Annotated in this window: 22 protein-coding genes; 12 read left to right on the top strand and 10 right to left on the bottom strand. The window is 72.1% G+C overall.

The window, feature by feature from the left end; genetic code table 11:
* Positions 1-189: 189 nt before the first annotated feature.
* Positions 190-1,224, top strand: coding sequence for an isopenicillin N synthase family oxygenase (locus tag J7E93_RS12375; protein ID WP_215068446.1), 1,035 nt, complete (start codon positions 190-192; stop codon positions 1,222-1,224).
* Here J7E93_RS12375 and J7E93_RS12370 read toward each other — a convergent pair.
* Complete coding sequence (locus tag J7E93_RS12370) at positions 1,203-2,303, bottom strand: citrate synthase 2 (protein ID WP_215068444.1); 1,101 nt, start codon at positions 2,301-2,303, stop codon at positions 1,203-1,205. The genes J7E93_RS12375 and J7E93_RS12370 overlap by 22 nt on opposite strands.
* A 215-nt stretch (positions 2,304-2,518) precedes the next feature.
* Between J7E93_RS12370 and pdxH the strand changes: the two genes are divergently transcribed.
* Positions 2,519-3,145: a pyridoxamine 5'-phosphate oxidase gene (pdxH, locus tag J7E93_RS12365; protein ID WP_251066451.1), complete on the top strand. Its 627-nt coding sequence runs from the start codon at positions 2,519-2,521 to the stop codon at positions 3,143-3,145.
* Here pdxH and J7E93_RS12360 read toward each other — a convergent pair.
* Positions 3,137-4,018, bottom strand: coding sequence for a winged helix-turn-helix transcriptional regulator (locus J7E93_RS12360; RefSeq protein WP_215068440.1), 882 nt, complete (start codon positions 4,016-4,018; stop codon positions 3,137-3,139). The genes pdxH and J7E93_RS12360 overlap by 9 nt on opposite strands.
* Positions 4,019-4,152: 134 nt before the next feature.
* Between J7E93_RS12360 and J7E93_RS12355 the strand changes: the two genes are divergently transcribed.
* The 4 genes from J7E93_RS12355 to J7E93_RS12340 all read left to right on the top strand — a co-directional run bounded on the left by J7E93_RS12355 (position 4,153) and on the right by J7E93_RS12340 (position 8,613).
* Entirely contained in the window at positions 4,153-4,956 is an 804-nt protein-coding gene (locus tag J7E93_RS12355; protein WP_215068438.1) for an ABC transporter permease, read from the top strand.
* Between the two features lie 2 nt (positions 4,957-4,958).
* Positions 4,959-5,933 carry an ABC transporter ATP-binding protein gene (locus tag J7E93_RS12350; protein WP_308368411.1) on the top strand — a complete coding sequence of 325 codons (975 nt, stop codon included), beginning with the start codon at positions 4,959-4,961 and terminating at the stop codon, positions 5,931-5,933.
* On the top strand, positions 5,930-6,751 hold the full coding sequence (locus tag J7E93_RS12345; protein WP_215068436.1) for an ABC transporter permease: 822 nt from the start codon (positions 5,930-5,932) through the stop codon (positions 6,749-6,751). The genes J7E93_RS12350 and J7E93_RS12345 overlap by 4 nt, the downstream gene beginning before the upstream one ends.
* Before the next feature lie 497 nt (positions 6,752-7,248).
* Positions 7,249-8,613, top strand: a complete 1,365-nt coding sequence (locus tag J7E93_RS12340) for a PAS domain-containing protein (RefSeq protein ID WP_215068434.1) — start codon at positions 7,249-7,251, stop codon at positions 8,611-8,613.
* 99 nt (positions 8,614-8,712) lie between these two features.
* On the opposite strand, the gene J7E93_RS12335 is transcribed toward J7E93_RS12340, so the two are convergent.
* The 4 genes from J7E93_RS12335 to J7E93_RS12320 are packed head-to-tail and all read right to left on the bottom strand — an operon-like array spanning position 8,713 to position 12,180.
* Positions 8,713-9,927 carry an ABC transporter permease gene (locus J7E93_RS12335; RefSeq protein WP_215068432.1) on the bottom strand — a complete coding sequence of 405 codons (1,215 nt, stop codon included), beginning with the start codon at positions 9,925-9,927 and terminating at the stop codon, positions 8,713-8,715.
* On the bottom strand, positions 9,927-10,616 hold the full coding sequence (locus J7E93_RS12330) for an ABC transporter ATP-binding protein (RefSeq protein ID WP_215068430.1): 690 nt from the start codon (positions 10,614-10,616) through the stop codon (positions 9,927-9,929). Before J7E93_RS12330 ends, J7E93_RS12335 begins: the two co-directional genes overlap by 1 nt.
* Positions 10,613-11,671 carry a peptidoglycan-binding protein gene (locus tag J7E93_RS12325; RefSeq protein ID WP_215068428.1) on the bottom strand — a complete coding sequence of 353 codons (1,059 nt, stop codon included), beginning with the start codon at positions 11,669-11,671 and terminating at the stop codon, positions 10,613-10,615. Before J7E93_RS12325 ends, J7E93_RS12330 begins: the two co-directional genes overlap by 4 nt.
* Positions 11,668-12,180: a hypothetical protein gene (locus J7E93_RS12320; protein WP_215068427.1), complete on the bottom strand. Its 513-nt coding sequence runs from the start codon at positions 12,178-12,180 to the stop codon at positions 11,668-11,670. Before J7E93_RS12320 ends, J7E93_RS12325 begins: the two co-directional genes overlap by 4 nt.
* A gap of 88 nt (positions 12,181-12,268) precedes the next feature.
* On the opposite strand from J7E93_RS12320, the gene J7E93_RS12315 reads away from it, so the two are divergent.
* A complete protein-coding gene (locus J7E93_RS12315; protein WP_215068425.1) occupies positions 12,269-12,928 on the top strand; it encodes a response regulator transcription factor in 660 nt (219 codons plus the stop codon).
* A 98-nt stretch (positions 12,929-13,026) separates the two neighbouring features.
* The gene (locus tag J7E93_RS12310; protein ID WP_215068625.1) at positions 13,027-14,214 is read left to right on the top strand and encodes an ATP-binding protein; all 1,188 of its coding nucleotides are present in this window, start codon (positions 13,027-13,029) and stop codon (positions 14,212-14,214) included.
* A 14-nt stretch (positions 14,215-14,228) separates the two neighbouring features.
* Here J7E93_RS12310 and J7E93_RS12305 read toward each other — a convergent pair whose 3' ends face one another.
* Positions 14,229-14,996 (bottom strand): SIS domain-containing protein, encoded by a 768-nt coding sequence (locus J7E93_RS12305; protein ID WP_215068423.1) that lies wholly within the window; start codon positions 14,994-14,996, stop codon positions 14,229-14,231.
* 150 nt (positions 14,997-15,146) lie between these two features.
* Between J7E93_RS12305 and J7E93_RS12300 the strand changes: the two genes are divergently transcribed.
* Together J7E93_RS12300 and J7E93_RS12295 are read left to right on the top strand one after the other, a co-directional pair.
* A complete protein-coding gene (locus J7E93_RS12300; RefSeq protein ID WP_215068421.1) occupies positions 15,147-15,839 on the top strand; it encodes a metal-dependent transcriptional regulator in 693 nt (230 codons plus the stop codon).
* A 436-nt stretch (positions 15,840-16,275) separates the two neighbouring features.
* Complete coding sequence (locus tag J7E93_RS12295) at positions 16,276-17,169, top strand: alpha/beta fold hydrolase (RefSeq protein ID WP_215068419.1); 894 nt, start codon at positions 16,276-16,278, stop codon at positions 17,167-17,169.
* A 57-nt stretch (positions 17,170-17,226) separates the two neighbouring features.
* Here the strand turns inward: J7E93_RS12295 and J7E93_RS12290 are convergent, their stop codons facing one another.
* Complete coding sequence (locus tag J7E93_RS12290; RefSeq protein ID WP_215068417.1) at positions 17,227-17,460, bottom strand: DUF397 domain-containing protein; 234 nt, start codon at positions 17,458-17,460, stop codon at positions 17,227-17,229.
* On the bottom strand, positions 17,457-18,275 hold the full coding sequence (locus J7E93_RS12285) for a helix-turn-helix transcriptional regulator (RefSeq protein ID WP_308368406.1): 819 nt from the start codon (positions 18,273-18,275) through the stop codon (positions 17,457-17,459). Before J7E93_RS12285 ends, J7E93_RS12290 begins: the two co-directional genes overlap by 4 nt.
* 151 nt (positions 18,276-18,426) lie before the next feature.
* Between J7E93_RS12285 and J7E93_RS12280 the strand changes: the two genes are divergently transcribed.
* A complete protein-coding gene (locus tag J7E93_RS12280; protein ID WP_308368404.1) occupies positions 18,427-18,768 on the top strand; it encodes a hypothetical protein in 342 nt (113 codons plus the stop codon).
* A gap of 74 nt (positions 18,769-18,842) precedes the next feature.
* Complete coding sequence (locus J7E93_RS12275; RefSeq protein ID WP_215068412.1) at positions 18,843-20,060, top strand: FG-GAP-like repeat-containing protein; 1,218 nt, start codon at positions 18,843-18,845, stop codon at positions 20,058-20,060.
* Positions 20,061-20,135: 75 nt separating this feature from the next.
* Here J7E93_RS12275 and J7E93_RS12270 read toward each other — a convergent pair whose 3' ends face one another.
* Positions 20,136-20,573, bottom strand: a complete 438-nt coding sequence (locus J7E93_RS12270) for a DUF2000 domain-containing protein (protein ID WP_215068410.1) — start codon at positions 20,571-20,573, stop codon at positions 20,136-20,138.
* Between the last annotated feature and the right edge of the window lie 33 nt (positions 20,574-20,606).

The following is a 20,606-nucleotide window of genomic DNA, read 5'->3' as shown; positions in this document are numbered from 1 at the left end:
GGCCCCGCCCCCCGCTCCGCAGTACGCTGGTCGCATGCTTTCGCTCGTACGCCGCCGCCACGTGGACTTCCTCCGCGTCGCGAGCATGGGCTGTCGGCCCTCCGTCTGACCCCGACGCCCCCCTCCCGGTCATCCGGCGGAGACCCCGCCCCGCCCGGGCCCCCCGTACACCCCACGCGGACGCACACCATGACCTATACCTCGCAGCTCCCCATCGTCGATCTCGCCGCCGCCGACCGCGGCCCCCAGGCCCGGCGGCTGCTCCACGCGCAGCTCCACTCCGCCGCCCACGACGTCGGCTTCTTCCAGCTCGTCGGGCACGGCGTGACCGAGGCCGAGACTCGGGCGCTCACCTCCGCCATGCGGGCCTTCTTCGCACTGCCCGAGGCCGACCGGCTCGCCATCGACAACGTCAACTCGCCGCACTTCCGCGGCTACACCCGGGTCGGCGACGAGCACACCGGCGGCGCCCGCGACTGGCGCGACCAGCTCGACATCGGCGCCGAGCGCCCCGCTCACGTTCCCGGCCCCGGTGAGCCCCCGTACTGGTGGCTCCAGGGCCCCAACCAGTGGCCCGCCGCCCTCCCCGAGCTCCGGCTCGCCGCCCTGAACTGGGTCGAGCGCCTCAGCGGGGTCGCCGAGCGGCTGCTGCACGAGCTGCTCGCCTCGATCGGCGCGCCCGCCGACTTCTACGACGACATCTTCGGCGCCCACGCCCACCCGCAGCTCAAGCTGGTGCGCTACCCGGGAAGCGCCGGGGACGGCGCCGACCAGGGCGTCGGCGCCCACAAGGACTACGGCTTCCTCACCCTGCTCCTGCAGGACCAGGTCGGCGGCCTGCAGGTGCAGCGGGAGGACGGCGCCTTCCACGAGGTGCCGCCGCTGCCCGGCGCGTTCGTCGTCAACCTCGGCGAGCTCCTCGAAGTGGCGACGAACGGCTACCTCGTCGCCACCAACCACCGGGTGGTCTCACCGCCCGCGGCCACGGAGCGCTACTCCGTCCCGTTCTTCTACAACCCCCGGCTCGACGCCCACATCCGGCCGCTGGTCTTCCCCTACGCCGAGACGGCGCCGGGAGTGACGGCCGACCCGGCGAACCCGCTGTTCGCCGAGTACGGACGGAACGAGCTGAAGGGGAAGCTGCGCGCACATCCGCTGGTCGCGGCACGCCACCACGCCGGCCTGCTGCTGAACCCCGAAGGTCAGCCCGCGATGTCGGCGTAGCCCTCGATCTCCCGGAGGTCGCGCCGGCCCGGACCGATGTACCGCGCCGAGGGACGCACCAGCCGGCCCGTGCGCTTCTGCTCCAGGATGTGCGCCGACCAGCCCGCCGTACGGGCGCAGCTGAACATCGACGTGAACATGTGCGCCGGGACCTCGGCGAAGTCGAGCACGATCGCCGCCCAGAACTCCACGTTCGTCGCGAGGACACGGTCCGGGCGGCGGTTGTGCAGCTCCTCCAGGGCGGCCTTCTCCAGCGCCTCCGCGACCTCGAAGCGCGGCGCGGCCAGCTCGCGCGCGGTCCGGCGCAGGACGCGGGCGCGCGGGTCCTCGGCGCGGTAGACGCGGTGGCCGAAGCCCATCAGGCGCTCGCCCTTGTCCAGGGCCTGCTTGACGTACGCGGTCGCGTCGCCGGTCCGCTCGATCTCCTCGATCATGCCGAGGACGCGGGACGGGGCGCCGCCGTGCAGCGGGCCGGACATGGCGCCCACGGCGCCCGAGAGCGCCGCCGCCACGTCGGCGCCCGTCGAGGCGATGACGCGCGCGGTGAACGTCGAGGCGTTCATGCCGTGCTCCGCGGCGGAGGTCCAGTACGCGTCGACCGCCTTGACGTGCTTGGGGTCGGGCTCGCCGCGCCAGCGGATCATGAACCGCTCGACGACCGACTGCGCCTTGTCGATCTCGCTCTGCGGCACCATCGGCAGGCCCTGTCCGCGCGCCGACTGGGCGACGTACGACAGCGCCATGACGGCGGCCCGGGCGAGGTCGTCGCGGGCCTGCTCGGCGTCGATGTCCAGGAGCGGTTTGAGGCCCCACACCGGGGCGAGCATGGCGAGCGCGGACTGGACGTCGACCCGGATGTCACCGGAGTGCACCGGGATCGGGAACGGCTCGGCCGGCGGCAGACCGGGGTTGAACGCCCCGTCGACCAGCAAGCCCCACACGTTGCCGAACGAGACGTGACCGACCAGATCCTCGATGTCGACGCCGCGGTACCGGAGCGCGCCGCCCTCCTTGTCCGGTTCGGCGATCTCCGTTTCGAACGCGACGACTCCCTCGAGTCCGGGTACGAAGTCGGACATCAGGCGGCTCCTCTATCGATGATCAATCATCCGGCTTGGTCGGGAAGTAACAGTCATCCGACCAAAGAGTCTGTACGGTTCCGATGATGCGGGGAAGCGTGACATCCGGCACACTGCGCCGATCCGGCGAGAGAGGGTTAACGGCACGGGGTGCCGGGCAAACTGGCCCTCTGCGGCAGGATGACCCTGTGACTGACGCTCTCGATCCCGCCGACATGCGCGAGCAGTACCGGACCCCGCAGCTGTCCACGGCGGACCTCGCCCCCGAACCGATCGAACAGTTCACGCGCTGGTTCAAGGAGACCGCCACCAGCCCGGCGATCCACGAGCCGAACGCGATGGTCGTCTCGACGGCCACCCCGGACGGCCGCCCGTCCTCCCGGACGGTGCTGCTCAAGCACTACGACGAGGACGGTTTCGTCTTCTACACGAACTACGGCTCCCGCAAGGGCGGCGAGCTGGCGGCCAATCCGTACATCTCGCTGCTCTTCCCGTGGCATCCGCTGGCCCGGCAGGTCATCGTCACGGGCCGGGCGACCCGTACGGGCCGGGACGAGACGGTCGCGTACTTCCGCACGCGCCCCCACGGTTCCCAGCTCGGCGCCTGGGCCAGCCATCAGTCCTCGGTTATCGCCTCGCGGGCGGAACTCCTCGCGCGTTACGAGGAGTTGGCCGCACGCTACCCGGAGGGCGAGCAGGTCCCGGTGCCGCCGGAGTGGGGCGGCTTCCGGGTGGCGCCGGAGACGGTGGAGTTCTGGCAGGGCCACGAGAACCGGCTGCACGACCGGCTCCGGTATGTGCGCGACGGGCAGAGCTGGGCGGTCGAACGTCTCTCACCCTGAGGCGACGGCGCGTGCCCGGGCGAGCGCCGTCTCGACCGCGTGCGGGATGTCGGTGACCGGGAACTGCGTGTGCCGTACGGTCCGCTCCCGGTCGACGACGACGATCGCGCGCTTGAGCCGTAGCGCCTGCCCGGCCCGGAAGGTCGGCAGCCGCAGCGCCGCCGAGAGCCGTGCGTCCATGTCGGAGAGCAGTGGGAAGGGGATCTCCTCGGCGGCGGCGAAGGCCCGCTGCTCGTCGGGGCGCTGGGTCGAGACCCCGTGGACCGCGATCCCGGCCGCCGTGAACTCCCCGTACGCGTCCCTGAACAGCCGGTTCTCCAGCGTGCAGCCGACCGTGCCGGGGATGTCGCTCCAGCCGTCCGGCAGCGGGCTCGGCCGGCCGGTCGCCGGGTAGCAGAAGAGCACGGTGGCGGCGGCCTCCGGATCGACCGGGTCGCGCTCGCCGCCGGTGTGGGCGGGCAGCGTCAGCCGCGGCAGCCGGGTGCCGGGCAGCTCGTGCAGTCGGTGGGCCTCGGCGCTGTGCTCGTCGGCCGAGGCGGTCAGGGTGCCGTCGCCGAGCAGCCAGCGGTCGGCCCAGTCCTGCATCGAGACCAGGACGGGGAGCAGCGCGCGGCCGGTCGGGCTGAGCCGGTACTCGTACCGCACCGGGCCCTCCTGGTACGGCACCTTGTCGAGCACCCCGCTGTCGACCAGGTGGTGGAGCCGCTCGGTGAGGACCTTGCGGGAGATGTCGAGCTCGCGCTGGAGCTCGTCGAAGCGGTGCCGGCCGCGCGCCGCCTCCCGTACGAGCAGCAGGCTCCACCAGTCGCCGATGACGGCGGCGGCCTGGGCGATCGCGCAGGCGGCGTCGCGCTCGGGCACGGCTCGGGCCATGCGCTCCTCCTCGTACGGGTTCTTCGTTTCGGGCTACCCGTCCATCTTGCGCCACCGGGTGAGTTCCCGATAGAAACTCAGTGTAAGTTCCCAAAGGAAACTCACTGGCCCACTCGGGGGAGGGGATCGCTTCCATGCCCATAGCCTGGGCAACCGCCTGGCGCACCTGGCAGATGACCCGCCGCGCCTATCCATGGACCTACGCCGTCGGCACCGTCCTGCCCGCCGCGCTCGCCATCTCACTGGCCTACCTCGGCTACCACGCGATCGGCGGCGGCACCGTCTCCGACGACTTCACCGAAGGCAGCGGCACCACCGCCTACCTCGCCTACGTCGTCGTCGGCGCGACCGCCTTCCAGTTCACCGTCCGGCTCATCCTCTGGTCCGCCAAGGCCCTCATCACCGAGCAGCGCCAGGGCACCCTCGGCGCCCTCCTCGTCGCGCCCGCCGGCCGCTTCCCCTACCTGCTCGGCTTCACCGCCTTCGCCGTCCTCAGCAGCCTCGTCGAGTTCCTCGCCCTCGGCGTGGTGATCGCCGCCCTCGGCATCTCCGTCCCGGTCTCCTCGGCCGCGGGCGCGCTGCTCGGCGCGCTCGCGCTCATCGCCGCCGTCTTCGCGCTCTCGGTCGGCCTCGGCGGACTGATGATCGCGGCGGGCGAGGCGCACATCTCGCAGAACACCGTCTTCATCGTCCTCGGACTGGTCGGCGGCTTCACCTTCCCCCGCGACTACCTGCCCCTCTGGGCCCAGTGGGGCGCCGAACTCCTCCCCACCACCGCGGCGATGGACGTCCTGCACGGCTCGTTCACCGGCGGCCAATCGCTCCCCGACCTCCTGCCCAGGCTCGCGGTCGGTGCCCTCCTCACCGCCGCATACCTCCTCCTGGGACTGCTCTACCTGCCGCGGGCCGAGGCCCGGGCCGTGGAAAGGACGTACTGATCGTGACCGGCATCCAGGTCCGCGCCCTGCGCAAGGAGTTCCCCGTACGGGAGAAGGGGCTCTTCGGCCCCCGGGTCGCCAAGCGAGCCGTCGACGGACTCGACCTCGACATCCCGCCCGGCCGGATCACCGGACTGCTCGGCCTCAACGGCGCGGGCAAGACCACCACCATCAAGATCCTCGCCACCCTGCTGCGGCCGACCACCGGCACGGTGACCGTCGACGGCCTGGACACGGTCGCCGACGCCCGCGCCGTACGCCGCCGCATCAACCTCATCGCCGGCGGCGAGCGTATGGTCTACACCCGCATGACCGGGCGCGAGAACCTCTGGTACTTCGGCCAGCTCTACGACGTCCCCAAGCCGCAGCTGCGCACCCGCATCGACGAACTGCTCGCCGTCGTCGGCCTGTCGGAGGCGGCGGACACGATGGTCGAGCGGTACTCGCGGGGCATGACCCAGCGGCTCGCCATCGCCCGCGGACTGATCAACCGCCCCGCCTACCTGCTCCTCGACGAGCCGACGCTCGGCCTCGACGCGCCCATCGCCCGTGACCTGCGCCGGGTCGTCGCCCGCCTCGCCGAGGAGGGCACGGGGGTGCTCCTCACCTCCCACTACCTCGCGGAGGTCGAGGAGCTCTGCGGCCATGTGTACGTCATCTCCGCCGGGCGCCACCTCGCCGAAGGCAGCCCGGCGCAGCTCAAGACCGCGACCGGCAGCCACCGTACGATCCGGTTGACGGTGACGAACCCGGGGGCGGCGACGGCGGCGGTGGCGGCCCGCTTCGGCGCCGCACGCGAACCCCTGCCCGAGGGCGGCGAGCTGATCACCCTCCGGCACCCGGACGACCTGGCGGGCCCGCTCGCGGCCGCCGTCGTCGAGGCGGGCGGATCGATCGGCGGCCTGGAGATCGCGGAGGCGAGCCTGGAGGACGCGATCCTGACGCTGGCGGAGACCGGCGAGGAGGCCCTCGTATGAGCCACGCCCTGCGGGTCTTCGCGGCGGAGGCGCTGAAACAGCACCGCCGTCTCTTCGGCCAGCCGATCGTCGTCTTCTCGATGCTGGTCTGGCCGGTCCTCCAACTGGCCACCACCTACTACACCTTGCGTCCGATCGCCACGGCCTCCCCGGCCGCCGCGAACTGGCCGCTCGCCGCCGACCCCGACCGGCTCCTCGCCTTCCTGGCCACCGGCACCCTCGCCTACGCCTTCTTCTTCTCCCTCGTCCAGTCGGCCTGGCACCTCTCCTTCGAGCGCACCACCGGCACCCTGGAACTCCTCTTCCTCTCCCCGGCCGGCCGCCTCACCCTGATGCTCGCCAACGGCGCGGGCGCGCTGCTGCAGAACGCCTGGCTGCTGACCTGCTTCACCGTCGCCGCCCTGACCGGCTTCGGCACGCTCTCGGTCTCGGCCTGGTGGATGTACGGGATCGTCCTCCTGGCGCTGCTGGTCCCGGCCGCCGCGTGGGGCGCGTTCCTCAACAGCCTGCTGGTCTTCTCCCGCGACTCGGCCTTCCTCTACACGATCCTCGACGAACCGCTCTGGTTCGTCTCGGGCGTCCGCCTCCCGCACTTCGTCCTGCCGGCGGCGATCCAGGTGGTGGGCGCGGTCTTCCCGCTGACGGGCAGCCTGATCGCGGTACGGGGAGCGCTGCTGGAACACCGCACGCTCACGGAGCTCGCCCCGACCCTGGCGGCCCTGGGGGCGCTGAGCGCACTGCTCCTGGCGGCGGCCTCGGTGATCCTGCGGGTGGGCGAGGCGCGGTCCCAGCGGACCGGAAAGCTGTCCCTGGCGTAGGGGACACACGGCAGGGGACACACGGCAGGACAGGCACGGCAGGGGACACGCGGCAGGGGGCACACGGCGCTGTGGGACGCGGGGCCCGGGAACGCGGACGACCCGTGGGCCTTGGTCCCGTCCGCTCGAGTTCGGACGGGAGCCGGCCGGATCTGCCGGCGGCCCACGGGTCGGGTGACTGCTTGGGTTTCGGCAGAGGGCCTGCCGAGGTGCACGTTGTGCGACGGCAGGCCTTAGCCCGCAGTCACCTCACGAATCCGAAAAGAAATCATGTTCTCGGATCACCTCCTTTCGCGTGTACCCACAGCCTAGGAAGCCGGCCGCGAGGGCTCAAGCGATTTATTTTCACGACGGCGCGCTCGCGGGCCCCGGGTTCGGGTTCGTTTCCGGAGGGCAACGATTTCATCGAACCCGGTGTGTCGTGGGTCACGTTCCAGTTGAATTGGGCCGGGGCGTGCGGGTGCACGCGCGTACACCGTCCTGCCAGGGGGTCCGGGATGAGTGCTTCCACGAGCGAGACCGCGGAACGGGCGGCCGACGGGCAGGGGCCCGGGGCGGATCTGCTCGCCGCGTTGCTGGACGGGATGGACGCGGCGCTCTGCGCCTTCGCCGCGGACGGGACCGTCACCCACTGGAACCGCGAGGCCGAGCGGATCCTCGGCTGGTCGGCGGCGGAGGCCGTCGGGCGCCGTGGGTTCGACGGGTGGGCGGCGCGCAGGGCCGACGCGGCGGAGGCCTTGGCGCGGCTGATGGCGGCGATGGAGGCGCCCGGCCGGCTGGTGCACGAGTTCGCGCTGCTGCGCAAGGACGGCGGCAGGGTGCTCGTACGGACGCAGTCGGCGGGGGTGCGCGGTCCGGACGGCGCGCCGGCCGGGGTGTACTGCGCCTTCAGCGAGGTCCATGCGCAGATCGATCTGGAGCGGTCGATCGCGCTCAGCGAGGCGCTGTTCGAGGACGCCTCCTGGGGTGTCGTCCTGGTCGACGTCGATCTGCGGCCCACCGTCGTCAACGGCCACGCGGCCCGGGTGATGGGAGCGGGCCGTACGACGCTGCTCGGCCGGCCCCTCGGGGAGCTGATCGTGCAGGGCGTGGAGGAGCTGGAGGGCGCGCTCCACCACGTCCTCGCGGAGGGCGCGCCGCGGGCCCTCGCCGAGGTGTGGGTGACACTGCGGACCCCGGAGGGCGAGCAGCGGCGGTGCTGGCGCAGCGGGTTCGTGCGGCTCGCGTCGCCGCTGGCGGAGGAGCCGGTGCCGCTGGGCGTGGGCTGGCTGTTCCAGGACGTCACGGAGGAGCGGCTCGCGGAGCAGGAGGCGGACCGGCTGCGCTTCCGGTACAGCCAGCTGCACCGGGCCGGCGCGGCGGCAGCCGAGTGCGAGGACCCGATGGAGGCGGCGACGGTCCTGCTGGACTTCGCCCTGGCCGGCTTCGCCGACCACGCGCTCGTCGACCGCACGGCGGGGGAACGGCGGCTGGTCCGGGTGGCGGCCACCCCGGCCGGCGCGCCCGGCCCGGTCGTCCCGGTCGCGGGCGGTGGCATCCCGCTGCGCTACCCCTCGGGCCATCCCGTCCTCCAGGCCGTCTCCCGTACGGGCCCGGTCCGCGCCTCGGCCGACGCCGCGACGCCGCAGGACGCCGAGGACTGGGCCGCGGAACGCCACTGGCCCCGCGACGCCGTCCACGCCCTGTGCCTCCCGCTGCGCAGCCGCGGCCGGACGCTGGGGGCCGTGACCTTCCTCCGCGCGGCCTCCCGCACGGCATTCGAGCGGCCGGACGCGGTGTACGCGGAGACGGTCGCGGTACGGGTGGCGACGTCGCTGGACCTGGCCGGGGCGGACGCGGGGGACGACGCCGTACGGGGGTGACGCGCGGCCCCCTCGACGCCCCCGCCCACCACGCTCCCCGTCGACGAGCCGCCCCCGCCCACCACGCTCCCCGCCGACGGGCCGCCCCCTGCCCACCCCCTACGCCGTCTGGAGTGCCAGCGTCGGTGACAGCCGGGCCGCCCGCACCGCCGGATACAGGCCGGCCACCGTGCCGATCACCAGCGTCGCGCCGAAGCCGCCGCCCACCGCCCACGGCGGCACCACCCACGGCAGCCCGCCCGTGTACGCGTACACGCCCGTCGCCGCGCCACCGAGCGCCACGCCCGCCAGGCCGCCGAGCCCGGAGAGCATCAGGGACTCCGTCACGAACTGGATCCTGATCTGCCCCCTGGTCGCCCCGAGCGAGCGCCGCAGGCCGATCTCGTGGCGGCGCTCCAACACCGAGATGATCATGGTGTTGGCGACGCCGACCCCACCCACCAGCAGGGCGATCCCGCCCAGGCCCAGCAGCAGTGAGGAGAAGGCGCCCTCGGTCGCCGCCTTGGCCTGCAGTGCCGCCGAGGGGTCGCCGACCTGGACGTTCTGCGGGTTCTGCGGGTCGATCGTCGGGGCGAGCAGCTTCTGGACCGTACGGACGGACGCGTCCGTGGACCGCTCGTACACCGCCGTCGGATGCCCGTCGAAGCCCAGCAGCTCCTCCGCGCCCTCCCACCCCACCAGCGCGGCCCGTTCGATCTCCGGCGCGAGCGGCAGCGGGTCGAGGATGCCGACGACCGTGAAGTACCGGTCGTCGATCCAGACCTGCCGGCCGGGTGCGGTGATGCCGAGACGCTCGGCCGCGACATGACCCAGCACCACCGAGGGATACCGGCCGTTGGCGGCGTTCAGCCAGGTGCCGGAGCCCATGCCACCGCGCAGGACGTCGAGCATCCCCTCCGTGGCCGCCTTCACCGCGATGCCGCCCGTCTCGCCCTCGGGGATCTTCTCGGAGCGCCGGACCGTGCGGTCGAGGTCGGCGGTCGCGCCGACCTCCTCGACACCGTCGATCCGGCCGACCATGCCCACCGCGTCCTCGGGCAGCTTGACCTCCTCCCCGCTGAACATCCCCTCGCCCGGCTTCGCCACCAGCATGTTCGTGCCGAGGGCGTCGAGCTGCCGGACCAACTGGGCCTGGCTGGACGCCGAGATGCCCACGACCGCGATCATCGTGGCGATCCCGATGGCGATCCCCAGCGCCGAGAGCACCACCCGTACGGGCCGGCTGCGCAGCCCGGCCGAGCCGACGTGGAGGACGTCGCGCGGCCCGAGCCGGGCGGCCTTCAACGACGTACGTGTCCTGCGTGTACGCGGCATCAGGCGGCGACCTTCCCGAGCGCCGTGTCCGCCACCACCCGGCCGTCACGGATACGGACCTGGCGCGGCAGCCGCCCCGCGATCTCCGTGTCGTGGGTGATGACCGCGATCGTCGCGCCCTGCGCGTGGAGCACGTGCAGCAGCTCCATCACGGCCTCGCCGGACGCCGAGTCCAGCGCCCCCGTCGGCTCGTCCGCGAGCAGCAGATCGGGTTCGCCGACCACCGCGCGGGCGATGGCGACGCGCTGCTTCTGCCCGCCGGACAGTTCGTGCGGCCGGTGCTTCATCCGGTCGGCGAGACCGACCCGGGCGAGCGCGTCGGCGGCCATCGACCGCCGCCGGGCCCGGGGGAGTCCGGAGTACAGCAACCCCTCGGCGACGTTCTCCAAGGCGGCGACCCCGGGCACCAGATGGAAGGACTGGAACACGAACCCGATGTGGCGGGAGCGGAGCGCGGACAGCCGGCGGTCCGCCAGCGACGCCACGTCGTACCCCGCGATCTCGACGGTCCCCGCGCTCGGCCGGTCCAGGGTGCCGACGATGTGCAGCAGGGTGGACTTGCCGGAGCCGGAGGGGCCGACGATGCCGAGCATCTCTCCCTCGCCGACGGTGAGGTCGACCTCGTCGAGGGCGCGGACACCGCCGGCGTACTCCTTGGTGACCCCGGAGAGTCGTACGACGGTGGTCATGCGGACGGCACCCCGATCTTCATGCCCTCGCGCAGACCGCTGCCGCTGATCTCGACGCGGCCCTGGCCGAACATGCCGAGCTCGACCTCGACGTCCCGGGTCGTGCCGTTCTCGACGACCTGGACGCCGAATCCGCCGCCCGGCAGGGCGAGCAGCGCGTTCACGGGGACGGAGAGCACGTTCCTGCGCGTCTCGCCGGTGAGGTCGACGGTGACCGGGGACTGGTCGACGCCCTCGACCTTCTTCGGGGCGTCGAAGGAGACCGTGATGTCGATCTTCGGGGTCCGGTCCTGCGGATCGTCGCCCGCCGAGGCGGTCTTCCCGGCCGACGACACCTTTCCCGGGGCCCGCGTCCCGTCCGGGAGTTGTACGGAGACCCGGGTGCCGACCCGCGCCAGAGCGGCGTCCGCGACCGGGATCTTGAACCGTACGACGCGTTCGGAGCCCGTCACGGTGAGCACCGGCCGGCCGGGCGCGACCTGGTCGCCGAGGGCGGCGCCGGCCTCCTTGACGCGTACCGCGCTGCCGGCGAAGGCGATCGCGTCGGGGCCCACGGTGCCGGTCCGCTTCATGTCGTGGGACTTCTGCCAGCGCTTGACGGCGTCGGCGGTCTTCGCCGTGAACTCCTCGTCGACGGTGAAGCCGGTGTAGCCGAGGGCGGCGAGGTTCTCCTCCACCTGCCGGACGTCCTTGCCCTTGTCGCCGGCCTTGAGGGTCCGGTACATGGGCTCGGCGCCGTACATCAGACGGACGGGCCGGCCGTCCACCTCGTACAGCCGCTCGTCCCGCTCGACGGTGGAGCCGGTCGGGGCGATCCAGTTGAGGGTGCCGGCCGGGCCCGCGTTGATCTTCCGCTCGCCGAGGTGGCCCAGCGTGCCGTCCCGCTGGGAGCTGTCGCTGAGGTCGCCGCGGGTGAGCGGGGTGGTGGCGGGCGGCAGCCCCGGATCCGCCACGGCCTGCCGCTCCTCGGGTGCGGCCAGCGCGGTGACGGCCGCACCGGCCCCCGCGACGGCGACGATCGCCGCCAGGGCGGCCACGAGTGTGCGCCGGCTCATCGCGACACGCTCTCGCACGCCTTGTTGGCCTTCTCGAACTTCTGCCGCTCCGCGCCCTGGGGCATCGGCCGCGCCGCCGACACGCTGCCGCCACCGTCGCCGAACGTCGGATCGGGCATGTCGAAGCCGTTCGTGCGCATGCACCGGGCGTACTTGATCATCTTGTCCTTGTCGGCCTGGGTCAGCTCCTTGCCCATGCTGCCGCCGCCCTTGTCACGACAGGCCTTGAAGGCCTTCTCCATCTTCTCCTTGGACACGCCGTCGCCGCCGATGGTCAGGCCGACGCCCTCCTCGCCCGGCTTCGGCTCGGGCACGTCCAGGCCGTGCTCACGCAGACACTTGCGGTGCTTCAGGGCCTGGTCGGCCTTCTTGCCCTCCTCGCTCACGCTCTCGCTCCCTTTGTCGCCGCCCCCGCCTCCGGTGCAGGCGGCGGTGGTGAGGAGGGAGAAGGCGGCGAACGAGGCCGCGGCGACCAGCTTCAGGGTCTTTCGGTCACGTCGAGTCGTCATGGGCGGCAGCGTGCCGGGACCGCGGGTTTCGTTTCTCTCAGCGGATCCGTTAACAGAGACGAAAGCTCCCTTCCGGTACACAGGGCCCATGCGCGTACTGGTGGTGGAGGACGAGGCGTTTCTCGCCGAGATGATCGCCGAGGGGCTGCGCCGCGACGCGCTCGCCGTCGACGTCGCGGGCGACGGCCTGGAGGCCCTGCGGAAGATGCGGTTCGGGGAGTACGACGTTCTCGTCCTCGACCGAGACCTGCCCGGGATGCACGGCGACGACGTCTGCCGCCGGGTCGTGGAGCAGCGGCTGATGACCCGCGTCCTGATGCTGACGGCGGCGGCGTCCGTACGGGACCGGGTCGACGGACTCGGGCTCGGCGCCGACGACTACCTGACCAAGCCCTTCGCCTACGACGAGCTGCTCGCCCGCGTCCTCGCCCTGGGCCGGCGCGTCCGGCCGGCGCTGCCCCCCGTCCTCGAACGGGCGGGGATCGTCCTCGACACCGCCCGCCGCCAGGCGAGCCGTGACGGACGGCATCTGCACCTGTCGCGGAAGGAGTTCGCGGTCCTGGAAGCCCTGCTGCGCGCGGAGGGGGCCGTCGTCAGCGGCGAGGACCTCATCGAGCAGGTGTGGGAGGAGCACACCAGCTACCGCACGAACGCGGTACGGGTGACCTTGAGCAAGCTCCGGGCGAAGCTCGGCGAACCGCCGGTGGTGGAGACGGTGCCGGGCGCGGGCTACCGGATCGGGTCGTGAGCGTGCCGACGCGAGGCCTGAGGCAAGGCCTGACACACCTGACGCAAGGCCTGACGCGCCGCCCGGCCTCACGCCCCGCCTCACGCCTGGCGCGACGCCTGACGGGCGGCGAACGAGCCCGGCTCACGGCGCTCTACGGCGGGCTGCTGCTGCTGGCGGGGGCGCTGCTCACCGGCGTGGTGTACCTGCTGGTGAAGGAGGGCCTGTACTCGTCGATCAGCGTCGCCGTCACCGGCGCCGTACCCGCCCGGCGGCTGGACGAGCTGCCCGCGCCGACCGCCTCCCCCCTCTGGGAGACGGCCCGGCCGGCGAGCCCCGGACCGTTGCCGCCCGGGGTGAGCCAGGGGCTCGCGATCACCAGCCGGGTGAGCGACGCGGCCGAGAGCGCCGCCCTGGAACGGCTGCTGACGGTCTCCCTGACCGTCCTCGCGGTGTACGCCGTCCTGTCCGTCGTCCTCGCGTGGTGGATGGCGGGACGGGTCCTGCGGCCGGTCGCCGTGATCACCGACACGGCCCGCCGGCTGTCCGGGGAGAACCTGCACGAGAGGATCGCCCTGGACGGACCGCCGGGGGAGCTGAAGCGTCTCGCGGACACCTTCGACGGGATGCTCGGGCGCATGGAGCAGCTGGTGTCGGCGCAGCAGCGGTTCGCCGCGAACGCGGCCCACGAGCTGCGGACCCCGGTGGCCGTGCAGCGGGCGGCCGCCGAGATCGGACTCGCGGGGGAGCCCGGCCCGGAGCGGGTCGCCCGCATCCGGGCGAAACTGATCGAGGTCGCCGACGACAGCGAACGGATGATCGACGGCCTGCTGCTGCTCGCCGCCTGTGACCAGGGTCTGCGGGAACGGCGGCCGGTGGCGGTGCACGAGACCGTCCGCAAGGCGGTGGACGCGCTGGCGCCCGAGGCCGCGGAGCGCGGGGTGGGTGTCTCGGTCGACGTCCGGCCGCTGACGGTACGTGGCGACGCGGTGCTGCTGGACCGGCTGGTGCACAACCTGGTCGCGAACGCCGTACGCCACAACGTTCCGGAGGGCCGCGTCCGGGTCCGTACGGGACCCGGCGTGATCGAGGTGGTCAACACCGGCCCGGCGGTCCCGCCCGCCACCGTCCCGCTGCTCTTCGAGCCCTTCCGCCGCCTGACCGAACGCGCCCACGCCCCCGGCGAGGGCGCGGGCCTGGGTCTCTCGATCGTCCAGTCCATCGCCCGGGCGCACGGCGCGACGGCGACGGCGTCCGCGAACGCGGAGGGCGGCGGCCTGACGGTCCGGGTGGTCTTCGCCCCCTAGTAGGGCGCCGGGTGTCAGTGGCGGAAGAAGATCCGGTCCCGGTACTCGGTCATCACGCGCCCGTTCCACTCGTGTCCGCCGTCCACGTTCCCCGAACGCAGCAGCGGCGGCTCGATGCCCAGCCGGACCATCTCCTCGACCGCGGCGGCCATCACGGCCTGCATCAGCGCGCTGGTGACGACCGTGGAGGCCGGGGCGAAGGGCGCCTCGATGGACTCGTGGGTGAGTTCGGCGTCACCGATGGCGATCTTGGAGTCGAGGACGATGTCGCAGTGGTCCTTCAGGTACGTCCCCGAGACGTGCCGGGACTTCGTCTCGGTCGCGTACGCCACCGAGGTCACGCCGATCACGGTCAGGCCGAGCGCCCGCGCGTTCATCGCCATCTCCACCGGCAGGGCGTTGCGGCCGGAGAGCGAGACGATGATCAGGACGTCCCCCGCCGTGGCGGGCGAGGAGTCCAGCACCGCGCCCGCGAGGCCGTCCACCCGTTCCAGGGCGGAGCCGAGCGTGGCCGGCATGACGTTGACGCCGACGACGCCGGGCACCGCGAGCAGGTTCATCAGGGCGAGGCCGCCCGCCCGGTAGACGACGTCCTGGGCGGCCAGCGAGGAGTGGCCCGCGCCGAAGGCGAAGAGCCGGCCGCCCGCGGCGACGGCCTCGGCGATCGCGGTGCCCGCGGCGGCGATCTCCTCGGCGTCCTCGTCCCGGACCTGCCGCAGCAGGCCGATCGCGGCATCGAAGAACTGCCCGGCCAGCTTGGACTCGCGCGCGCTGTCGCCCATTCCCGAAGCTCCTTCTCGCTGGTGTCGCGGATCACGGTGCGGTCTGGACCATTGCTCTGTCAATACCGCCCGACCCGGGGGCGGCACGGTTGTCGGTGCGATGCGTCAGAATTGCAGCAGGGCCAGCGCACGACTCATCGAGGGGCACGTATGTCCGGACTGATCGACACCACGGAGATGTATCTCCGCACCATCCTGGAGCTGGAAGAGGAAGGTGTGGTCCCCATGCGCGCCCGGATCGCGGAGAGGCTCGACCAGAGCGGCCCCACGGTGAGCCAGACGGTGGCCCGCATGGAGCGTGACGGCCTGGTGACCGTCGCGGGCGACCGTCATCTGGAGCTGACGGAGGAGGGCCGCCGTCTGGCCACGCGCGTGATGCGCAAGCACCGCCTCGCCGAGTGTCTGCTCGTCGACGTGATCGGCCTGGAGTGGGAGCAGGTCCACGCGGAGGCCTGCCGCTGGGAGCACGTGATGAGCGAGGCCGTGGAGCGGCGCGTTCTCGAGCTGCTGCGGCACCCGACGGAGTCGCCGTACGGCAACCCGATCCCGGGCCTGGAGGAGCTGGGCGAGAAGGCCGAGGCGGAGTCCTTCCTGGACGACTCCATGGTGTCGCTGGCCGACCTGGACGCGGGCCAGGAGGGCAAGACGGTGATCGTCCGCCGGATCGGTGAGCCGATCCAGACGGACGCCCAGCTGATGTACACGCTGCGGCGGGCGGGCGTGCAGCCCGGTTCCGTGGTGAGCGTGACGGAGTCGGCCGGCGGTGTCCTCGTCGGCAGCAGCGGCGAGGCGGCCGAGCTGGCCGCCGACGTGGCGGCGCACGTCTTCGTCGCCAAGAAGTAGGGCTTTCTCCGGACGGGCCGGCTCCCCCGCAGGACCGGGCGGCCCGTTTTACGGCGGAATCACCACGCCCCACCCCTCGGCGTGCCAGTCTGGGTGCAGCCGTACGGCCGGGGAGGGGTGTGCGATGCAGACGTCCGGGGCGGTGTGTGTTCAGGCGGTGCGTGAACAGACAGAGGGCCCCGGCGCCCATGGGCGCCGGGGCCTGTCCTCCCCTGTGCTGACCCGGAGCCCCGAGCTCCCAGGGTCATTCCCTTCGGACCGTTTTCCCCGAGCGGTCCGCCTCCCGCTGAAGATCTCCCCTCGTCGACGCCCGTCAATCCTTGAGCGCCGTCACTCGAACGAGGGGTGTTGTGTGGCAGAACCGCATTCTCGAATACAAGTTCGATAGTCTGGCGACGCTCGACACGCTCGATGGGAAGAGGGGGTGCCAGGGAACATGGTCAGACGTCTCGACGTGACCGGAGCCGACGGCGTACGCCTGGCTGCCTGGGAGTTCACGGAGCAGGGGAAGGGACGGGGGCGGCGCCACGGCCGCGGAGCGGAGCGCGATCCCCAGGATCACGGCTCCGGGGTCTTACTGCTCCACGGCCTGATGGGACGCGCCTCGCACTGGGCGCCCACCGCCCGCTGGCTCGCCGCAGGCCACCGGACCGTCGCCCTCGACCAGCGGGGGCACGGCGCCAGCGACAAGCCCGCCGCCGGCCCCTTCACCCGCGAGGCGTACGTCGCCGACGCCGCCGCCGCGATCGAGCAGCTCGACCTCGGGCCGGTCACCCTCATCGGCCACTCCATGGGCGCCCTCACCGCATGGCAGCTCGCCGCCGAGCGAGCGGACCTGGTGCGTGCGCTGGTCATCTGCGACATGCGGGCCTCGGCCCTCGGGGCCGCCTCGCAGCGGGAATGGCAGGACTGGTTCCGCCGCTGGCCCGTCCCCTTCGCCTCGCTCGGCGACGTACGGAAGTGGTTCGCCGAGGACGACCCGTGGGTCGAGCGGCCGAACCCGGCCCGCGGCGACTTCTTCGCCGAGGTGATGACCGAGGGCCCCGACGGCTGGTACCCGGTCTTCGACCCCGCCCAGATGCTGACCTCCCGCGCGACCTGGGTCCACGACGCCCACTGGGACTCCCTCGCCCAGGTCCGCTGCCCGACCCTCGTCGTCCGCGGCCTGGACGGCGAACTGGGTCGCGCGGAGGCCCAGGAGATGGTCCGCGTCCTGCCCCACGGCGAGTACGCGGAGATCCCGGACGCCGGCCACCTCCTCCACTACGACCACCCCGAGGCCTGGCGCGAGGCGATCGAGCCGTTCCTCAACGGAGTCCTCACGTCCTGACCCGATCTCTGACCACGTGAAGGCCTCCCCCCTTGGGGCGGAGGCCTTCACGGCTTTCTACGTCGCCGAGACGAACGAGGCCCAGGCCGCGGGGGAGACCGCGAAGGAGGGGCGGGTCGTGTCCTTGGAGTCGCGGACGTGGACGGTGTGGGGGCAGGCGGCGACCTCGACGCAGTCGCCGCCCTGGCCGCCGCTGTAGGACGACTTGGCCCAGGAGATGGCGACCTCGACGCAGTCGCCGCCTTGGCTACCGCTGTAGCTGCTCTTGAACCAGTTGAGGTCGGTGCTCATAGCTCTCGTGCCACCTGTTCGATGAGTCGTGCGGAATCTTCCGGGGTGAGGGCCTGGGCCCGCAGGGCGCTATAGCGAGCGAAGACGTCCCCCACATCCGGCTGTTCGCTGAGAAAGTACCTTCCGCCCTGTCCTTCGACATAGACGAGTTGACTGCGGCGCTCGGCGGTCTCCAGCAGAGTGAAGGAGCCATCGAGCCCGGCATGGGTCAGCCGGTCCTCCGGCATCACCTGGATCGTGACGTTCCGCAGATCCGCACACTCGCGCACATGCAGCAGATTCTTCCGGACGACGTCCTTGCCGCCCAGCGGCTTGGTGAGCGCCGCCTTCTCCAGGACGAAGGTGACGAGAGGTGCGGGCTTGCGGAAGAACACCTGCTGCCGTGCCAGCCGAGCCGCGACGCTCGCTTCGATCTCCTCGTCCTCCAGCGACGGGACCGCGCTGTCGAAGACGGCCCGTGCGTACTCCTCCGTCTGCAGCAGGCCGGGAATCACATGGTTCTCGTACTTGTGGATGCCCGCCGCCTTGGCCTCCTCCACCAGGTAGTCCTCGAACCACGCCGCCACCCCGCTCGCCGTCACCTCCTCCGCGACCTCCAGAAGTGCACCTTGTGCACTCAGCAGCTCGTCCGCGACCCCGACGAAGTTCCCCCTCGGCCGGCGCTCCCCGCGCTCGATCATGGCCACCTGGGACTTGGAATATCCGGTCTCCTTGCCCAGTACGTCCTGCGACACCTTTGCCCGCTCCCGGTAGAAGCGCAGGAGTCTCCCGAAGGCCTTCGCGGCCCCAGGGCTCACGTTGTTTCCGTTGTTCACGCCCGACCTCCCCAAGTGCACAGTCCGCCACAAACAGCCTGTGGCGCTGGTCACAGTAGAGCCGGGTCGGGAAGCTGGCCGCATGAATTCGCGCAAGTCACTTGACAGAGTGCCGCCTTGGGTACCCGCGACCGGTCACGCCCTCCGGCACGTGGGCGTGCACTTCGACGCCGTACGGATCAGCGGCATCCTCGGCGAGGAGGTCGCGTACCGCTTGATGGCGTTCACGGACTTCCAGGCCGGTCCCATCGTCCGCGAGCTCACCCGCGACCGGAACTTCTATTTCCTCCTCCCGCCCGGCACCGCCGCCGCCCACCGCTGGCCGGCTCCCGCCCGCGCGCTGACCCGGAGCGACGGAGGCGCCGCCTTCATCGGCATCCCCGCGATCGACGGACTGACCTGGCCCCTCGGCTGGCGCTCCCGTCCGACGGAAGAGGACCCCTTCGTGGAAGCAGGTCTGCTGCACCAGATGGTCACCCGCGCGGTGGAGTGACCGCGGCACGCGATAACGTCCCTCTCGCGGCGCGTCGAGAGCATCTCTCCGCGCCGCGTCAGGGAGGGAAATCAATGCGCACATCTCTGCTGCGGCGCCTGGCCACGGTGGCCACGGCGCTGGGGCTCACCTCTGCCGGGTTCCTGGGCGCGGGCGCCGCGCCCGCGCAGGCCGCGATCAGCGACTGCCCGTCGGGCTACTTCTGTGCCTGGAAGACGGACAACGGCACGGGCACGATGTACAAGACGAACACGAACGTGGCGACGCTCGGGACGTGGGACAACACGTTCCGCTCGGTCGTCAACCGTACGTCCCAGTTCGTCTGCATGTACGACGAGACGAACTACGGCGGCACGGGGTGGTCGAGGGAGCCCGACCCCGCGGGTACCGAGTGGGGCGGTCCCGGAAGCAACTCCGTCAGCTCGGTGAAGTTCGTCCGCACCGAGCGGGAATGCAACTACCCCGCCTACCCGGCCTGGTACGCGGCGACCGCGCCGCAGGCGGCGGGCTTCGGCGACCTGAACGCCGACAAGCGGGCGGACGTTCTCGTCCGCGACAAGGCGGGCCGTCTCTGGTTCCTGCCCGGTGACCAGACGGGACAGCTGGTCGGCACCGGCGGCTGGAACGCCTTCAACGCCCTCATCCGGCACGGTGACTTCAGCGGTGACGGCCGCGAGGACGTGATCGCCCGCGAGGCGGCCACCGGCAAGCTGTGGCTGTACCCGGGCACCGGGACCGGAAGCCTCGGGGCGCGCGTGCTGATCGGCACCGGCGGCTGGAACGCCATGAGCCGGATGGCCGCGTTCGGTGACCTGTCCGGCGACGGCCGCTCGGACGTGCTGGCCGTCGAACAGTCCACCGGCAAGCTGTGGCTCTACCCCGGCACCACCACCGGCGGCCTGGGCGCGCGCACGCTCCTGGGCAGCGGCGGCTGGAACGGCATGAACGCTCTCGTCGGAGCGGGCGACATGAACACCGACGGCCGGGCCGACCTGATCGCCCGCGAGCCCTCCACCGGCAAGCTCTGGCTCTACCCGGGCAAGGCCGGCTACCTCGGGCCCCGTGTGCTGATCGGCTCCGGCGGCTGGAACACCATGGAGACCTTCCTCGGTGTCGGTGACTTCACCGGCGACGGCCACTTCGACCTGGCCACCGTCTCCAAGGCCGATTACGTCAACGAGGCATGCCGCGGAGTGGGCTGCCTGGTCACGTACCCGGGCACCGGCACCGGCGCGCTGGGCACCGGCGAACCGGTGAACACGGAATGGCACGGCCTGAACGGCGCCTTCTGATCCACGGCGCGAAGGGCCTCCGCCTCCGGGCGGAGGCCCTTTCTCGTACCGCCACTTCTCCTACCACCACGCCGTTCAGGGATGCATCCGCGCGCCCTTGAGCACCTTGTCCACCGCGTTCCGCGGCCCGTACACGGCCATGCCCACCAGATCGAGCTGGTCTCCGCCCACGGCGCGCACCGCGGCCCGGTTGTCCCGGTCGTTGCCCGTGCCGAACAGGTCCGAGGTGAACACGGCGGTCAGGAGGGAGCGGGACAGCGCACGGCCGTGGGCGGCGGTCAGCGTCTCCTTCCCTCCCTCGAAGACCAGGACGGGCTGGCGGAACATCGGCAGATAGGCGGTGTCGTCGGCGTCCGCGTACGGCTCGCCGATCACCTCGGGCGCCGCCGTGCCGAGCCCGCTGACGAGGAAGGCGGTCACGTTCAGCCGCTGCCAGGACTCGAGGTCGTCGCGCAGCAGGACGGCGATCTTGGTGTCGAAGCGGACAGGCGCGTCATCGTTCTCGATTCTCATGGTCCGAGACTGCGGTCCGCGTGTCCTCCCCGT

Source organism: Streptomyces sp. ISL-36 (assembly GCF_018614205.1).
Classification (GTDB): Bacteria; Actinomycetota; Actinomycetes; order Streptomycetales; family Streptomycetaceae; genus Streptomyces.
Note: the sequence above shows the minus strand (reverse complement) of the source record. Positions and strands in the feature narration are given on the sequence as shown.

Coding starts and splice junctions, on each gene's coding strand:
- J7E93_RS12345 (WP_215068436.1), top strand. CDS start 5,930: ATGAGCCACGCCCTGCGGGTCTTCGCGGCGGAGGCGCTGAAACAGCAC.
- J7E93_RS12335 (WP_215068432.1), bottom strand. CDS start 9,927: ATGCCGCGTACACGCAGGACACGTACGTCGTTGAAGGCCGCCCGGCTC.
- J7E93_RS12330 (WP_215068430.1), bottom strand. CDS start 10,616: ATGACCACCGTCGTACGACTCTCCGGGGTCACCAAGGAGTACGCCGGC.
- J7E93_RS12325 (WP_215068428.1), bottom strand. CDS start 11,671: ATGAGCCGGCGCACACTCGTGGCCGCCCTGGCGGCGATCGTCGCCGTC.
- J7E93_RS12275 (WP_215068412.1), top strand. CDS start 18,843: ATGCGCACATCTCTGCTGCGGCGCCTGGCCACGGTGGCCACGGCGCTG.
- J7E93_RS12300 (WP_215068421.1), top strand. CDS start 15,147: ATGTCCGGACTGATCGACACCACGGAGATGTATCTCCGCACCATCCTG.
- pdxH (WP_251066451.1), top strand. CDS start 2,519: ATGCGCGAGCAGTACCGGACCCCGCAGCTGTCCACGGCGGACCTCGCC.
- J7E93_RS12295 (WP_215068419.1), top strand. CDS start 16,276: ATGGTCAGACGTCTCGACGTGACCGGAGCCGACGGCGTACGCCTGGCT.
- J7E93_RS12315 (WP_215068425.1), top strand. CDS start 12,269: ATGCGCGTACTGGTGGTGGAGGACGAGGCGTTTCTCGCCGAGATGATC.
- J7E93_RS12320 (WP_215068427.1), bottom strand. CDS start 12,180: ATGACGACTCGACGTGACCGAAAGACCCTGAAGCTGGTCGCCGCGGCC.
- J7E93_RS12360 (WP_215068440.1), bottom strand. CDS start 4,018: ATGGCCCGAGCCGTGCCCGAGCGCGACGCCGCCTGCGCGATCGCCCAG.
- J7E93_RS12305 (WP_215068423.1), bottom strand. CDS start 14,996: ATGGGCGACAGCGCGCGCGAGTCCAAGCTGGCCGGGCAGTTCTTCGAT.
- J7E93_RS12355 (WP_215068438.1), top strand. CDS start 4,153: ATGCCCATAGCCTGGGCAACCGCCTGGCGCACCTGGCAGATGACCCGC.
- J7E93_RS12370 (WP_215068444.1), bottom strand. CDS start 2,303: ATGTCCGACTTCGTACCCGGACTCGAGGGAGTCGTCGCGTTCGAAACG.
- J7E93_RS12340 (WP_215068434.1), top strand. CDS start 7,249: ATGAGTGCTTCCACGAGCGAGACCGCGGAACGGGCGGCCGACGGGCAG.
- J7E93_RS12375 (WP_215068446.1), top strand. CDS start 190: ATGACCTATACCTCGCAGCTCCCCATCGTCGATCTCGCCGCCGCCGAC.
- J7E93_RS12290 (WP_215068417.1), bottom strand. CDS start 17,460: ATGAGCACCGACCTCAACTGGTTCAAGAGCAGCTACAGCGGTAGCCAA.
- J7E93_RS12270 (WP_215068410.1), bottom strand. CDS start 20,573: ATGAGAATCGAGAACGATGACGCGCCTGTCCGCTTCGACACCAAGATC.